This is a genomic window from Candidatus Njordibacter sp. Uisw_002 (genome assembly GCF_047730155.1).
Lineage (GTDB): Bacteria > Pseudomonadota > Gammaproteobacteria > Pseudomonadales > Balneatricaceae > Njordibacter.
Genome location: NZ_CP159832.1, coordinates 1,156,923 through 1,170,298, shown reverse-complemented (window position 1 = coordinate 1,170,298; position 13,376 = coordinate 1,156,923). Strand labels below are relative to the sequence as shown.

Genomic DNA, 13,376 nt, shown 5'->3' with positions numbered 1-13,376 from the left:
CATGCGTTTGAGCACTTCAAGGCCTTTAGCCAAACATGTAAAAGTAGTAGAGGTAGGCCCCCGAGACGGTTTACAAAATGAACCGGGGGGCATGCTAGACGCTAAAGTAAAAGCGAACCTTATTGACCAGCTAGCTGCCGCAGGGCTTACTCACATTGAAGCTGCGGCTTTTGTACACCCTAAATGGGTGCCTCAAATGGCCAACAGCGCACAAGTGCTAAAGCTTATCACTACTCATAAGCACGTATCTTATAGCGCCCTCACACCCAACATGAGAGGTTTGGAGCGCGCTATAGAGGCCGGTGTAAATGAGGTAGCAGTGTTTGGCGCAGCCAGCGAAAGCTTCAGTCAACGCAACACTAACTGCTCTATAGCAGAATCTATTAAACGCTTTGAACCTGTGGTTCAAATGGCATTAGATGCTGGGTTAAAAGTGCGAGGTTATGTTTCTGTAGTGATCGATTGCCCTTATGAGGGAAAGGTCGCTCCCACCGCAGTAGCTAGTATTGCGCAGCAGCTAATACACATGGGCTGCTATGAAGTGTCTCTTGGCGATACCATTGGCACCGCCACACCTTCGCGCATGTTACATATGCTAGAGTCTGTAAGCCACAACATACCCATATCAAACCTTGCCGGCCATTGCCACAACACCTATGGGCAAGCTTTAGCCAACGTATTATGTATGCTTGAAGCTGGCGTTACTACGTTTGATAGCTCTGTAGCTGGGTTAGGTGGCTGCCCTTATGCAAAAGGTGCCAGCGGTAATTTGGCCACTGAAGACTTGGTGTATATGCTGCATGGGTTAGGCATACATACCGGCATTTCGCTGGATAGATTAGCCCGTGTTGGCCAAAGTATTAGTGATCTTTTAGGTCGCCCCAACGGTTCACATGCTGGATCAGCTATGATATCTTCCATTTAATTCATATTAATCGATTTTACTCTAGTAACTCTTGTATTAATTGATTTTAATAAGCATCTAGTTGGGGGAACTCACCCTCATTTTATATTTTAAGGATCAGCATGCTTCAGCCTTTATGGCAGCCCAGCCAAAGCCGTATTGAAAAGACTAACCTATGGCGTTTCATTCAATCTGTTAATGCCACCCACCACCTCAATATTACTAATTATCATAAATTACACCAATGGAGTATTGATCATAGTGACCTTTTTTGGGACCATATTTGGCAACAATGTGACATAAAGTCTAGCCATAAAGGCGGTGTGATCGTTGAAAATAATAACAAGATGCAAGGTGCAAAATGGTATCCAGAAGCGAAACTAAATTTTGCAGAAAATCTACTTAAATACCGCGATGACTCCTGCGCACTCATTTTTTGTGGCGAAAACGGCGCCCGTGAAGAAATTAGCTATGGCGAGTTATATCAAAGAGTTGCGGCGCTTGTCGGCGGCTTAAAGAAGTATGACATTAAACCTGGTGATCGCATTGCAGGCTTTATGCCAAATGTAATAGACGCCACAGTAGCAATGCTCGCTACAGCAAGCTTAGGTGCAGTATGGAGCTCATGCTCACCAGATTTTGGCATCAACGGTGTGTTAGACCGCTTTGGCCAGATAGAGCCACGCATACTGTTTACTACAGACGGCTATTACTACAATGGTAAAACTCTAAACTCACTAGATAAAGTAGCAGGTATTGCGGCTTTAGTACCTTCCATAGAAGCAATTGTGGTGTGTGATCATGTCACTCAAAGTGCAGATTTAAACCTACTGGATGAGGCAGTACCCAACAAAGCTATTCACCTTAAGGACTTTATAGACACTCATGCCACGCAAATTGAATTTGTAGCCTGTGGTTTTGATGATCCACTTTATATTATGTATTCATCTGGCACTACAGGTGTGCCAAAGTGCATAGTTCATGGCATAGGCGGTACATTATTACAGCACAACAAAGAGCATTTATTACACACAGATGTGACACCAGATGATGTGCTTTTTTACTACACCACTTGTGGCTGGATGATGTGGAATTGGCTGGTAAGTGGCCTGTCATTGGGCTGCACTGTGGTGCTTTATGATGGCTCGCCATTTAAAACCCCAGCTATTCTTATGGACATGGCCGAGCGTGAAAAGGTAAGCATTTTTGGCACTAGTGCTAAATATATTGCCGCGATAGAAAAAGCAGGTATTAAGCCAAGCCAAAGCCATGATCTAACACACTTAAAAACCATTCTTTCTACAGGCTCTCCTTTGTCTCATGAAAGTTTTGACTATGTGTACCGTGATGTAAAGGCAGATGTGTTGTTGGCTTCTATTTCTGGCGGTACAGACATTGTTTCTTGCTTTGCCTTGGGCTGCCCTATTCTCCCTGTGTATCGTGGAGAATTGCAATGTCGTGGTTTGGGCATGGCGGTGAACATATTTGATGAAGATGGCCAAGCTGTAGGCCAAACTAAAGGCGAGCTTGTGTGCACCGCCCCATTCCCTTCAATGCCTATTTACTTCTGGCAAGATAAAGGGGGCCAAAAATACCACGATGCTTATTTTGCTCAGTTTGACAATGTTTGGGCCCATGGTGACTATGGCGAAATTACCCAACACGGTGGCGTGATTATTCACGGCCGCTCTGACGCGGTGCTAAACCCTGGTGGGGTGCGCATAGGCACCGCAGAAATTTATCGTCAAGTAGAAGTGATAGAAGAGGTTTTGGAAAGCATAGTGATTGGCCAAAACTGGCATGATGACGTGCGAGTGATCTTGTTTGTGGTATTACGCGAGGGTTTGGTTTTAGATGACACATTAACCAAAACCATTAAGCAACAAGTGCGTGCAAATACCACACCGCGCCATGTGCCTGCAAAGGTGATACAGGTAAAAGCTATCCCACGCACCACAAGTGGCAAGATAGTAGAGCTGGCTGTGCGTAAAGTGATTCATGGTGAAGTGGTGAAAAACAAAGATGCACTGGCAAACCCTGAAGCATTAGCCTTTTTTATAAATCTACCAGAACTTTTAAGCTAAATTTAGATTGGTTTAGCTGGGTTATAAAGGTTAGTAAAATGCTTGAAAAATTAGCCCAATTAATCAAAAAAGCTCCACCTGAAAAATGGCAGGTGGAAGATTTTTGTGGCATTGACCAGCTTCACTTAGGGGGTATTGGCGCCACACATAAGCTACTTGATTGGCTAGATAACAGCTTAGATAATACCTTGGATATTAGCTACGGCCTAGATATTGGCTGCGGATTAGGTGGCACCAGCAGGCTAGTGTGGGCTAAGCATGGCTGCTCTATGGTGGGGCTAGATATTAACACTAGCTACATCGACGCCGCAAAAATGCTCAGCGCCAGCATTCACCCAGCACCAAAGTGCCAGTTTGTGGTGGGTAACATCTTGCATTTGCCCTTTGAAAAACACACCTTTGATTTTGTGATTAGCCAGCACGCATGTATGAATATTAAACAAAAAGGCGATTTGCTCAAAGGCTTATACGCAGTGCTTAAGCCTGGTGGGCAAGTGCTAATGCACGAAGTTATGTTGCAACCCAATGCCACAGAAGCAGACATCATCTACCCCACCCCGTGGGCGAATAAAAAAGATGAGAGCCATTTGTGTACATGGGCTAGCTTTAATAGTTTAGCTGTTAAGGCAGGGTTTGAGGTGAATCATTTTGAAGATGACACCAATGCGGCCCTACATTGGATAAGACAGGCACGCACACCAAAGCCAACCTCAGGCTCAGGCGCAGCCACTCCTACAACATCTAAACCCTTGTTTACACCTTCACTGGCACTGGGCGCTATGGCCGCCGATATGAGTGCCAATATGCTATACAATATTGAAGCAGGCACTTTACAGGTCGTAAGTATAAGCCTGCGTGAAGCTCTATAAGATCGTAGGCGGCTTGATACGCCACTGGTTAGCTAAGTTGGCTAAAAGCATAAGCACTCCACCAAAGATCACAGTCACTTCTAAAGGCTCATTATAAAGCCACATGCCTATTACGCCTATGATCGGCAAACGTAAAAAATCCACACTAATCACTACACTCACATCAGCCAGCTGGAAAGACTTAGCCAAGCAATAATGGGCAGACAATCCTGTAAGAGCTACAGCTATTACCCAGGGCCACATCCATGGCTGTGGCATCGTCCAATCGGCACCTGCCATCAAAGCACTTAAAGGCAATTGTATAAGAGTCATGTAAAATACAACAGTCAGTGGGTGCTCTGTAGTGAGAAGTGATTTACTTACAATGAAGGTCACAGCAAAGCACAAGGCGGCAATAAGCATCACTATGGCGCCAGTGTTTAACATTTGCATACCCGGCTTCAAAATCACCGCCACACCTGCTAGACCTAATGCCACAGCCAAGACTTTCCGTTTAGTAATCGCTTCACCAAGAAACAGTGAAGCCATAATTAACACCCACAAAGGCACTGTAAATTCTATGGCAAAAACTTGGGCAAGGGGTAGTAAACCAATGCCTACCAGCCAGCTAAACTGCCCTATAAAGTGAAAAACATTACGCAATAAATGAGTGTTCATGCGTTTGGTGTACATAAGCGTAGGGCGCTTAATAACATTCATAATAATCACTAAAAGTATGATTCCCACCGTGCTGCGTATGGCGAGCAATTCAAACTTATCAATATGGCCATCTAACTCACGAGCAGCTACCGCCATTAAACAAAATGATGCAATGGAGCCTAGCATCCAAAAAATAGCGCGCATGGTAGTTCCTATAACATGTTCTATGAATGTTGATTAGCCGATTTTGGTAGATCTGGGTTTACTGTGCTGATGTCAGTGCGCAGAGCAGCCAATATAAACCACCATGTGGCAGTTGTGCCCCACAACAGCCCTACCACTACACCAGCGTCCACAAGTGGCCGCCAAGGCTGAGGTAAGTTTATGGCAATAGCTACAAAGGCCAGCACCATTACTAATATAGTGTAAGAGATAATAGTGCGTTTTTTAGATGCGTAGATAAACCCCATGGCAAATAAGGGTGCAAAAATGACTAACCACATTTTAGGATTGTTTTTTAGCCACAATAAACGAGCAGCTACACGTGGAGAAAATGTTCGCTGAAAGCCTTTATAGCCCTCTGAGTATGCCATAAATGCTACCCACAGCACTAAAATCAGCCAGTGCCATATATGGGTGGGATAAAGTAAAAACTCTAAAGCAATCTTAGATAGGCGTAAGGCGGAAAACATCAGTAAACAGATGACACCAATAGCACCCCAGACAAATCCAATTCTACCTAACATGAAGAATGTTCCTAAACCCTAAAAAGAGGATATATTCTAACACACAGGTCTTTCCTGTGCGCCTAACTCGGGCCATAATAGAGCCTGAATATTAGTGAGAAAAAATGTTATGCGCCGCAGAGCACGCCCTGTTAGAAACATCGATCATACTATCCCCTCGCCTTGTGTGAAAGTATGCCAGTTTAAAAAAGATGAACTAGTGTGCAAAGGTTGTTATCGCAGCCAAGGTGAGGTGCGCAACTGGATGATAATGAGCAAAGATGACAAGCTTAAAAGCCTTGCCCAAGTGGCTCTAAGACAAGCAGCTGAGAAAAACTAAGCAGACAAAAAACGTTTCTTACGACGATAAGGAAATACGTCCTTTACTTGTCCATCTACTATATCGGCCTGCAGTGATTTCCAATAGTCTGCATCAAAAATATCACTATGAATTTGGCGAAATGTTTTGGCAATTCTAGGCCTTCCTGCCAAAAACACATGAAACTCTTCAGGAAAGACATCATAAGGCCCTACAGAATACCAAGGCTCACTAGCAAGCTCTTGCTCTGGATACATGGCTTCTGGTATTTTTCTAAAATTACATTCGGTTAAATAACAAATTTCATCGTAGTCATAAAACACTACACGACCGTGTCTTGTCACACCAAAGTTTTTAAACAACATGTCACCTGGAAATATATTAGCAGCTGCAAGCTGTTTTATAGCATTGCCATATTCATCGATCACATCATACAGCTGTGCATCACTGGCGGTGTCTATATAGATATTAAGCGGAGTCATGCGACGCTCTACGTATAGCTGCTCTATCACTACGTAATTGCCCACCATTTTTATCATGCTAGGTGCCACTGTCAAAAGCTCATCAATGAGTTCTTGTGAAAAACGACCTTTATCAAACGCAAAGTGTTTAAACTCTTGGGTGTCGGCCATACGCCCTACTCGGTCATGCACTTTTACCAAGTGATACTTCTCTTTTACCACCGCTTTTGTCATGGCTTTAGGCGGGGCAAATTTATCTTTAATAATCTTAAATACAATGTCTAGTGATGGCAAAGTAAACACCGTCATCACCATGCCTTTGATGCCTGGAGCAATAATAAACTGGTCTGTGGAGTTGTCCATATGCTGCAGGTAATCACGCATAAATACAGATTTACCATGCTTGAAAAACCCAATATTAGTGTAAATTTCAGCCAATGGCTTAGCCGGCAAAATATGCTGCAAAAAGCCTACAAACTCTGCAGGCACTGGCGCTTCCACCATAAAATAAGAACGTGTAAAACTGAAGATAATACTTACATCATCAGAATCTGTGATTAAAGTATCCGTATAAATGCCTTGTTTTTCATCATTTAACAAGGGAATTACAAAGGGCTGGCTGTGAGAAGGATTAACTAGCTGGCCTACCAAATAAGCGCCTTTATTTCGATAAAATACAGATTTTAATATTTGTACCCGTGTTTGGTCTGTCATGGCCATACGAAAATCTGTGTTTTCTTTGATAATACCCACTAGGTTAATCACGTCTAAGCGTTTATTGGCATAGGGCACGTCAAAGGCATAGTCATCTAATATATCGCTTACCATGCCTACAACACCCTTACTGGTGTTGTATTCTTTATACATATCCTGAGCTAACTCTTTAGGTGCAGCCGCTGAAGAGCTAAATAAAAACATACGTTGTTCACGAAGGGAGCTGTGTCTAAAAGCTCGGCAAAATATAGAATTAAAAAAGGTTTCGGCAAGCTCAGGATCTGTGCGCTGTGGCATTAGTAACTCAAACTGAGCTTTAACAAGCTCCCAGTCTGATGCTTTTTCGGGCTTAATTTTTTGAGCGAGTCTAAATTCATCAAGCTGTGTGTTCACCAACGCAACCATCTGTCCATACAGGTCTATACGTTGCATGCCGCTGGCTTGCACGTCTTGCCAAAGGGCTTTTTCAAAGCGGCGTTTAGCACCGGATGAAATGTGTTCAAACTGCACCCGATACTCGGTAAAACCGGTGTTGATAATGCCTGCAATTTGACCTGCATGAATATTACTTAACGCCATGATAAATCCTTTTATTTCTTTTGTTGCCTACGGAGCCTTACTTGAGTCTAACTGGAGTCTAAGATGCTTAGCTACTATTTTATCCAACACTCGGCCAACAGCAATGAATGCAAAAGTGCCTGTAACAAAGCTTACCGCGCCAAAGCCACGACTACAGTCCATCTTTGCACCTGCTACATTGGCACTTTTAGCCCAGCCCACACTGCCATCTGGCTGTGGGTAATACAGCTGCTCTGTAGAACACACACACTCTATACGAAACCTGCTTTTAAGGTTTTTACTAAACCCATACTGGCTGCGCAGCACAGACCTTAATTTGGCAGCCAGTGGGTCTACCCGCGTCATGGCTAAATCTACAATTTTTACTTTACTTGGGTCACGCTGACCACCTGCTCCACCAATAGTAATAATGGGCACCCTGCGCAATTTACACCAAGACACCATCATAGCTTTAGCCTTAATAGAGTCACACGCGTCTATCACGTAATCATAACCTTGGTTTAAACATGCTTCTAAGTTATTTTCACCCACAAACTCTTCTATTAAGTTAACTTTACAATGGGGGTTTATATCTTTAATGCGCTGTGCCATGACGTCTATTTTGGCTTGATCAACAGTAGATAACAATGCGACTAATTGACGATTTATATTGGACTCGGCTACATCATCCATGTCTATTAGCGTGATCTGCCCTACGCCAGAACGCGCTAAAGCTTCTGCCACCCAAGTGCCCACACCCCCTATGCCAACTACGCAAATATGCGCCTTTGTTATCGCTTCGTAGCTGTGCGTGCCGTATAACCTTTGGACACCATCAAAACCTTTTTGTTGAGTCATTTAAACAAGTGCATGTGGGTAATATGTGGGGCCATTGTACCTGCTTGGGGTGGTGTGTCGCTAGAATACAATGATCTATTGATTGTAATTAAATAGAAGCGCTGACATTTACTTTAAATGGCCTAATTGAGTATCTAAAAGTGAGCGTGAAAAAGGTTTTTAAGCGTTTGATTGCAACCATTTCAATACTTCATCAGCATTATTGCTTGGTGGAAATACTGGATAAAAAACTTTAACGATAACCCCATCACAAACGATCAAGGTTATCCGTTTGTAGAGCTCCATCCCCTCTGCCTCAAAGGTGGGCAACTGCAACGCCTGTTTAAGCTCAAGGTTCACATCACTTAGCAATTCAAAAGGGAGATGCAATCGTTGTTTTGCTTCGCGCTGATACTTAGAAGGCTGAACACTTACGCCATAGACACTAGCATTATATTTTTGCAGCTGTGAATAATGGTCTCGAAAGCTACAAGATTGAGGCGTGCAGCCTCTTGCTCCTGGAATCTCATCCCAGTCTGTAGGCAGGGGTGTGTCTGGACGCCCCGTCATTGGGTAAACGTAAAACACAACAAGGCCTGATATATCGCTAATACAAACTGTTTCATTATTAGTTGCTAGCAACGAGAGGTTTGGTAATCTTTTTAAGTCAAGATGAGCCGCAGCACCATCATCAATGGGTGGTGGGAGATTTTCTGGAAGTTTGCTTAAGTCCATTATTGCATCCTGATATTAGCAACACCCAAGTACACAAAAGGTTGGTTGGAAGCTTACAAACTCAACTATAACCAAAAAATATCCATTATTACAAGATTTTATTTTAATCGTTTACACTATGGCTAGTATGTAATTATTGGTTGCTTAAAAACCTACCACACCCAACCCTCCCTGCCGTCGCTATTTATAGTATATTGGCACATCAAAACCATAACCCTAGTAACGACATTTGTCCAAAAGCGTGAGTAGCCCATTACCTACCAAATTCCAAACTTACAAGGTGAAGACCTAGAGCTAACCCTTGCAGTAAAAAACAGTCACTTTATTGCTAATTTACGTCACACCATAGGCCGTGGTGAATGCGATATTCACCTAAACGATATGCGTAAAAAATACCCAGACGCAAGTCACCATTGCTGGGCGGTGGTGGCTGACGCACCGGATAACAGCACCTTTTGGGGCTTAAGTGACGCTGGAGAGCCATCTGGCACGGCAGGTAAGCCTATGCTTCAAGTGCTTAGCCATTGTGGTATAGGGGAAGTGAGTGTGGTGGTGTGCCGGTATTTTGGTGGCACAAAACTTGGCACAGGTGGCCTAGTAAAAGCATATACAGATGCGGTAAAACTGGTGGTGGAGGCCTGCCCTAGGCAAACAAAGCGCCAACTAAAGCACATTAGCTTGGCCTGCCCTTATGATTTGATGGGGCGTATAGAGCATTTGTGCCAAAGGCATGATGCTGTGATTCAACAAAGAGACTACGGAGATAGCCTCACTCTAGCGCTTTTGATACCCGTAGAGAATGTACCCGCACTTGAGCAAGACTTAGGCCCGCTGGCACATGCTTACATAATGCCTGCGCTATAAATTAAGTGCTGGGCTTACTATTTTTTAACAAACTTTGATTTAAGTTTCATAGCGCCCACACCTGGAATTTTGCAATCAATGTCATGATCGCCATCCACAAGGCGTATGCCCTTCACTTTTGTGCCTACTTTCACCACCAACGAAGAGCCTTTTACTTTAAGGTCTTTGATCACGGTGACAGTATCACCGTCTTGCAAAATATTGCCGTTGCTATCGCGTATTACTTTGTTGTCTTCGTCATCGTCTGTGCCATCTATAGACCACTCATGGGCGCACTCTGGACAAACATACTGACTGGCATCTTCGTAGGTGTAAGGTGAGCTACACTTTGGGCAATGAGGTAATTCGGACATGTTATATACTGCCTTTAAGAATTTTGTAATGTTTAAATTGCAACGCACCCATCATCGCAGTGAATAGCGCAATGACAAATGTCACTCTGATACCCACGGGGTCTATAATCACCGCTTCTGCGCTGATTAGCGCAACAGTTAAGATAGTCCAGCCATAATCACCTAATACAAAGAACATGACTTCATGGGCTTGAATCTGCTTACGCAATGACGCCACAAGGAGCAATACGCCGTTACACACTAAAATAATGCCTATGGAATGCATCAGCATGGTTTTTTCAGTGCCTATCAAAAGGTTTACAGCATCGGTTTTTAGCAGCATCACCAAACCAAACAGCAAACACGAGACGCTGTTGATACGTAATAACAAATTTAAACTCATACTAACCTCTTAAACGTCTTACTTTAAAGTTACGGCCTTTAAGTTTGCCTTCGCTTAGCTTATTAAATGCTGTATTTCCATAAGCTTGGGTGACCGCCACATAGGCCCATTGATCGCCCACTTGTATGCGGCCGATTTCTGTTCCGGGTATACCATCAGCACCTGTTAACGCGCCTACAATATCACCAGCCCTTACTTTTTGCTTTTTACCACCACCTATTTGTATGGTTACCATAGCAGGTGAAAATGGAGGCTGACGCAAAAGTTTAATAGGCGGTAAGTCGTCACGTTCAAGCTTTTGCTTTAGGTAATCTTCAAGTAAACCAATTTTGTGATTTTCTTTTTGTGTATGCAAAGTGCATGCTAGGCCTTGAGCCCCTGCACGGCCTGTGCGACCTATGCGATGGGTGTGCACTTCTAGCTCACGTGCTACTTGGTAGTTGATCACCAAATCGAGCGCTTCAATGTCTAGGCCACGAGCCGCCACATCTGTGGCCACCAGTACAGAAGCACTACGGTTAGAAAAACGCACCAAAGTTTGGTCACGTTGCTTTTGCTCTAAATCACCATGTAGCGCCAAAGCTTCATAGCCTGCAGCACGCAGTGCATTAGCCACTTGATCTGTTTCTATTTTGGTATTACAAAAGATGAGCGTAGTTTCAGGCTGGTGAGCTTGTAATAAAAGCTGCACTGCTTCTATGCGTGATTCATCACTTTCTACCTGATACAGGGTTTGCACGATGCTTTGTTTGCTGTGGCTGTCTTGCACTTCTACCGTCACTGGCGATTGCATGATGCGCTTAGCAATGTTTTCAATTTTAGATGGGTATGTGGCGCTAAACAGCATGGTTTGGCGCTGTGTGGGCATGTAGCTGATAATATTGTCTAAGGCTTCTTGAAAACCCATGTCTAGCATTCTATCGGCTTCATCAAGCACTAAGGTAGTGAGGTTATCTAGATTAAGATTTGCTTTACGTAGGTGTTCTTCCACGCGCCCTGGGGTGCCTACAATGATATGCGCACCATGCTCTAATGAGCCTACTTGCGGCCCAAAAGACATGCCACCACACAATGTAAGCACTTTAATGTTATGGATGCCACGGGCTAGTTTGCGGATTTCTACAGACACCTGATCTGCTAGCTCACGCGTAGGGCACAACACCAAGGTTTGTACACGAAAGCGTTTTACGTTGAGTTTATTAAGTAGGCCAAGTGCAAAGGTAGCCGTTTTTCCAGAGCCTGTTTTTGCCTTAGCAATCACATCTTTATTGGCTAGGATAGGTGGTAGGCCTTGGGCCTGAATAGGTGTCATTTCTTTATAACCTAGGCTTGCTAGGTTATCTATAAGGGCTGAATTTAGGCCTAAGGTGGCGAAATCGTATTGCGAATCTTGTGACAAGGTCTTTCTCGTGTATTAATTGGGGGACAAAGAAGGCAGTGCTAAAGCTAGCACAATGCCTTTACTAAGCCAGCCTAAGCTGAGGCGCCCATAATAACAGAATAACGCTGTATTAGTTGCTTATCATCTGCTCTAGTAGGTGCTGACGTTGATCGACCGCATCACCTTGTAATACAAAGCCGCACAGCGTGCCATCACTGTCGTTAAATCGTGCAATTATGCCCTTCTCACCTGGCTCTACGTGCCATTGGCCTTGTTGCCCATAGGTTGGTGGCAATAAGGTAATTGGGCACACTGGCGTTTTAACCACTACAGTCATTTGAGGATAGCTTACCTCGGTGGAAGTGCCAGTTAGCGTTTTAGACAAGGCTTGAATACCCCAATATATTGGGGCAATGTAGGGCTGTAGCTGGCCATTAAACTCTACACAATCACCCAGGGCATAAATATGGGGTACATTAGTCATTAAGCGTGAGTCTGTTTTAATGCCCACGCCGCAAGTAATGCCTGCATTCATGGCAAGCTGTGTGCGAGCTTGTAAGCCTACGGCAGAAACTATCACGTCTACTTCAAGCGTATCGCCACTTTTTAGCACTACTGTATAACCCATGCTTGAGTTTGATGGATTGGTGTAATTAATAGATGCCACAGTGTTATCTAACCACCATTTCACGCCAATATCTGCCAATGATGTTTGTAACTTTGTGCCTACTTCTTTTGGCAACAAACGATCCATAGGCCAAGAGGTAAGCCCCACTAGGTTTACTTTTTTGCCCACTGAAGCTAGGTCATTAGCAAATTCGCAGCCTATTAAGCCGTTACCAATAAGTAATACTCGCTCTTTACCTTCTAGCAGGTCTCTATATTTGCTGTAGTCTTGCAAGTCATTCACGCTGATCACGTCATTGCTGGCATCACCTGCAAATGGAATCTTAATCGCATGGGCACCTTGGGCTAATACAAGCTGGCCAAAAGGTTGCTTGCCTATGTTGGTGATTAAAGTTTTGGCTTGGGTGTCTATACGCTCCACCACACAGTGGGTAATGATACGAACATTTAATCTATTGGCCCGGTCTAGTGGCATCTCTACCACTAAATCTTTGGCGCTTTGTTGCATGTTTAAGCCTGTAGACAATGCAGGCTTGGAGTAGTGTTTACCATCATCTTGAGTGAGCACTACTATTTCTGCTTGGCTATCTAGCTTGCGCATCGCTTCTGCTAGGTTGTAGCCGGCATAGCCTGAGCCTACAATGACTATAGCGCCTTGGGGCTTTTGTGTAGCAGATAACACTGCAGCGGCTGCCGTGGTATTAGCGCCAGAAAGCACAGGCGCTGCAGGCATTTCAATCATTTCAAAGTCTTCTTTACCCACTAAACAATCAGGGCATAGCCAATCACTTGGCACGTCATCCCAGCGAGTGCCTGGCTCTATGCCATCATGTGGCCAGCCGATCGCTTCGTCATAAATAAAGCCACAAATAATACACAGCCATTTTTTATATGGCGCACACTGGTCAGAAGAAGACATGTTTG

General features: G+C 44.0%; 14 protein-coding genes and 1 pseudogene. 5 read left to right on the top strand and 10 right to left on the bottom strand.

The genetic code is table 11. The features are described from left to right. Nucleotide 1 precedes the first annotated feature (1 nt). The 3 genes from ABXT42_RS05540 to ABXT42_RS05530 all read left to right on the top strand — a co-directional run bounded on the left by ABXT42_RS05540 (nucleotide 2) and on the right by ABXT42_RS05530 (nucleotide 3,857). The gene (locus tag ABXT42_RS05540; protein ID WP_443629373.1) at nucleotides 2–925 is read left to right on the top strand and encodes a hydroxymethylglutaryl-CoA lyase; all 924 of its coding nucleotides are present in this window, start codon (nucleotides 2–4) and stop codon (nucleotides 923–925) included. A gap of 101 nt (nucleotides 926–1,026) precedes the next feature. Next, complete coding sequence (locus tag ABXT42_RS05535; RefSeq protein ID WP_443629372.1) at nucleotides 1,027–2,988, top strand: acetoacetate--CoA ligase; 1,962 nt, start codon at nucleotides 1,027–1,029, stop codon at nucleotides 2,986–2,988. Nucleotides 2,989–3,026: 38 nt separating this feature from the next. Further along, nucleotides 3,027–3,857: a class I SAM-dependent methyltransferase gene (locus ABXT42_RS05530; protein WP_443629371.1), complete on the top strand. Its 831-nt coding sequence runs from the start codon at nucleotides 3,027–3,029 to the stop codon at nucleotides 3,855–3,857. On the opposite strand, the gene ABXT42_RS05525 is transcribed toward ABXT42_RS05530, so the two are convergent. Together ABXT42_RS05525 and ABXT42_RS05520 are read right to left on the bottom strand one after the other, a co-directional pair. Continuing rightward, a complete protein-coding gene (locus ABXT42_RS05525) occupies nucleotides 3,852–4,700 on the bottom strand; it encodes a DMT family transporter (protein WP_443629370.1) in 849 nt (282 codons plus the stop codon). The two genes, ABXT42_RS05530 and ABXT42_RS05525, sit on opposite strands and share 6 nt — an antisense overlap. A 20-nt stretch (nucleotides 4,701–4,720) precedes the next feature. Further along, nucleotides 4,721–5,242: a hypothetical protein gene (locus ABXT42_RS05520; RefSeq protein WP_443629369.1), complete on the bottom strand. Its 522-nt coding sequence runs from the start codon at nucleotides 5,240–5,242 to the stop codon at nucleotides 4,721–4,723. A gap of 94 nt (nucleotides 5,243–5,336) precedes the next feature. Here ABXT42_RS05520 and ABXT42_RS05515 point away from each other — a divergent pair, with 94 nt between their 5' ends. Further along, complete coding sequence (locus ABXT42_RS05515) at nucleotides 5,337–5,561, top strand: DUF1289 domain-containing protein (RefSeq protein WP_443629368.1); 225 nt, start codon at nucleotides 5,337–5,339, stop codon at nucleotides 5,559–5,561. On the opposite strand, the gene aceK is transcribed toward ABXT42_RS05515, so the two are convergent. The 3 genes from aceK to ABXT42_RS05500 form a co-directional block, all read right to left on the bottom strand. Next, nucleotides 5,558–7,294 (bottom strand): bifunctional isocitrate dehydrogenase kinase/phosphatase, encoded by a 1,737-nt coding sequence (gene aceK, locus ABXT42_RS05510; protein WP_443629367.1) that lies wholly within the window; start codon nucleotides 7,292–7,294, stop codon nucleotides 5,558–5,560. The genes ABXT42_RS05515 and aceK overlap by 4 nt on opposite strands. A gap of 27 nt (nucleotides 7,295–7,321) precedes the next feature. Further along, nucleotides 7,322–8,131, bottom strand: coding sequence for a tRNA cyclic N6-threonylcarbamoyladenosine(37) synthase TcdA (tcdA, locus tag ABXT42_RS05505; protein WP_443629366.1), 810 nt, complete (start codon nucleotides 8,129–8,131; stop codon nucleotides 7,322–7,324). Between the two features lie 159 nt (nucleotides 8,132–8,290). Then, entirely contained in the window at nucleotides 8,291–8,845 is a 555-nt protein-coding gene (locus ABXT42_RS05500; RefSeq protein WP_443629365.1) for a peroxiredoxin, read from the bottom strand. Nucleotides 8,846–9,097: 252 nt separating this feature from the next. Between ABXT42_RS05500 and ABXT42_RS05495 the strand changes: the two genes are divergently transcribed. Further along, nucleotides 9,098–9,709: an IMPACT family protein gene (locus ABXT42_RS05495; RefSeq protein ID WP_443629448.1), complete on the top strand. Its 612-nt coding sequence runs from the start codon at nucleotides 9,098–9,100 to the stop codon at nucleotides 9,707–9,709. A gap of 17 nt (nucleotides 9,710–9,726) precedes the next feature. Here ABXT42_RS05495 and ABXT42_RS05490 read toward each other — a convergent pair whose 3' ends face one another. The 5 genes and pseudogenes from ABXT42_RS05490 to ABXT42_RS05470 all read right to left on the bottom strand — a co-directional run. After that, nucleotides 9,727–10,062 carry a zinc ribbon domain-containing protein YjdM gene (locus ABXT42_RS05490; RefSeq protein ID WP_443629364.1) on the bottom strand — a complete coding sequence of 112 codons (336 nt, stop codon included), beginning with the start codon at nucleotides 10,060–10,062 and terminating at the stop codon, nucleotides 9,727–9,729. A gap of 1 nt (nucleotide 10,063) precedes the next feature. Then, nucleotides 10,064–10,444 carry a hypothetical protein gene (locus ABXT42_RS05485; protein WP_443629363.1) on the bottom strand — a complete coding sequence of 127 codons (381 nt, stop codon included), beginning with the start codon at nucleotides 10,442–10,444 and terminating at the stop codon, nucleotides 10,064–10,066. A 1-nt stretch (nucleotide 10,445) separates the two neighbouring features. Beyond that, the gene (gene dbpA, locus ABXT42_RS05480) at nucleotides 10,446–11,843 is read right to left on the bottom strand and encodes an ATP-dependent RNA helicase DbpA (RefSeq protein ID WP_443629362.1); all 1,398 of its coding nucleotides are present in this window, start codon (nucleotides 11,841–11,843) and stop codon (nucleotides 10,446–10,448) included. 112 nt (nucleotides 11,844–11,955) lie between these two features. After that, the gene (locus ABXT42_RS05475; RefSeq protein ID WP_443629447.1) at nucleotides 11,956–13,053 is read right to left on the bottom strand and encodes an FAD-dependent oxidoreductase; all 1,098 of its coding nucleotides are present in this window, start codon (nucleotides 13,051–13,053) and stop codon (nucleotides 11,956–11,958) included. Nucleotides 13,054–13,182: 129 nt separating this feature from the next. Continuing rightward, a pseudogene (locus ABXT42_RS05470) lies at nucleotides 13,183–13,371 on the bottom strand (rubredoxin); the annotation flags it as partial. Nucleotides 13,372–13,376 lie beyond the last annotated feature (5 nt).

Bases quoted from the DNA above. Each gene is read 5' to 3' on its own strand.
- ABXT42_RS05540 (WP_443629373.1), top strand. From the start codon at position 2: ATGCGTTTGAGCACTTCAAGGCCTTTAGCCAAACATGTAAAAGTAGTA.
- ABXT42_RS05535 (WP_443629372.1), top strand. From the start codon at position 1,027: ATGCTTCAGCCTTTATGGCAGCCCAGCCAAAGCCGTATTGAAAAGACT.
- ABXT42_RS05530 (WP_443629371.1), top strand. From the start codon at position 3,027: ATGCTTGAAAAATTAGCCCAATTAATCAAAAAAGCTCCACCTGAAAAA.
- ABXT42_RS05525 (WP_443629370.1), bottom strand. From the start codon at position 4,700: ATGCGCGCTATTTTTTGGATGCTAGGCTCCATTGCATCATTTTGTTTA.
- ABXT42_RS05520 (WP_443629369.1), bottom strand. From the start codon at position 5,242: ATGTTAGGTAGAATTGGATTTGTCTGGGGTGCTATTGGTGTCATCTGT.
- aceK (WP_443629367.1), bottom strand. From the start codon at position 7,294: ATGGCGTTAAGTAATATTCATGCAGGTCAAATTGCAGGCATTATCAAC.
- tcdA (WP_443629366.1), bottom strand. From the start codon at position 8,131: ATGACTCAACAAAAAGGTTTTGATGGTGTCCAAAGGTTATACGGCACG.
- ABXT42_RS05500 (WP_443629365.1), bottom strand. From the start codon at position 8,845: ATGGACTTAAGCAAACTTCCAGAAAATCTCCCACCACCCATTGATGAT.
- ABXT42_RS05490 (WP_443629364.1), bottom strand. From the start codon at position 10,062: ATGTCCGAATTACCTCATTGCCCAAAGTGTAGCTCACCTTACACCTAC.
- ABXT42_RS05485 (WP_443629363.1), bottom strand. From the start codon at position 10,444: ATGAGTTTAAATTTGTTATTACGTATCAACAGCGTCTCGTGTTTGCTG.
- ABXT42_RS05475 (WP_443629447.1), bottom strand. From the start codon at position 13,053: ATGCGCAAGCTAGATAGCCAAGCAGAAATAGTAGTGCTCACTCAAGAT.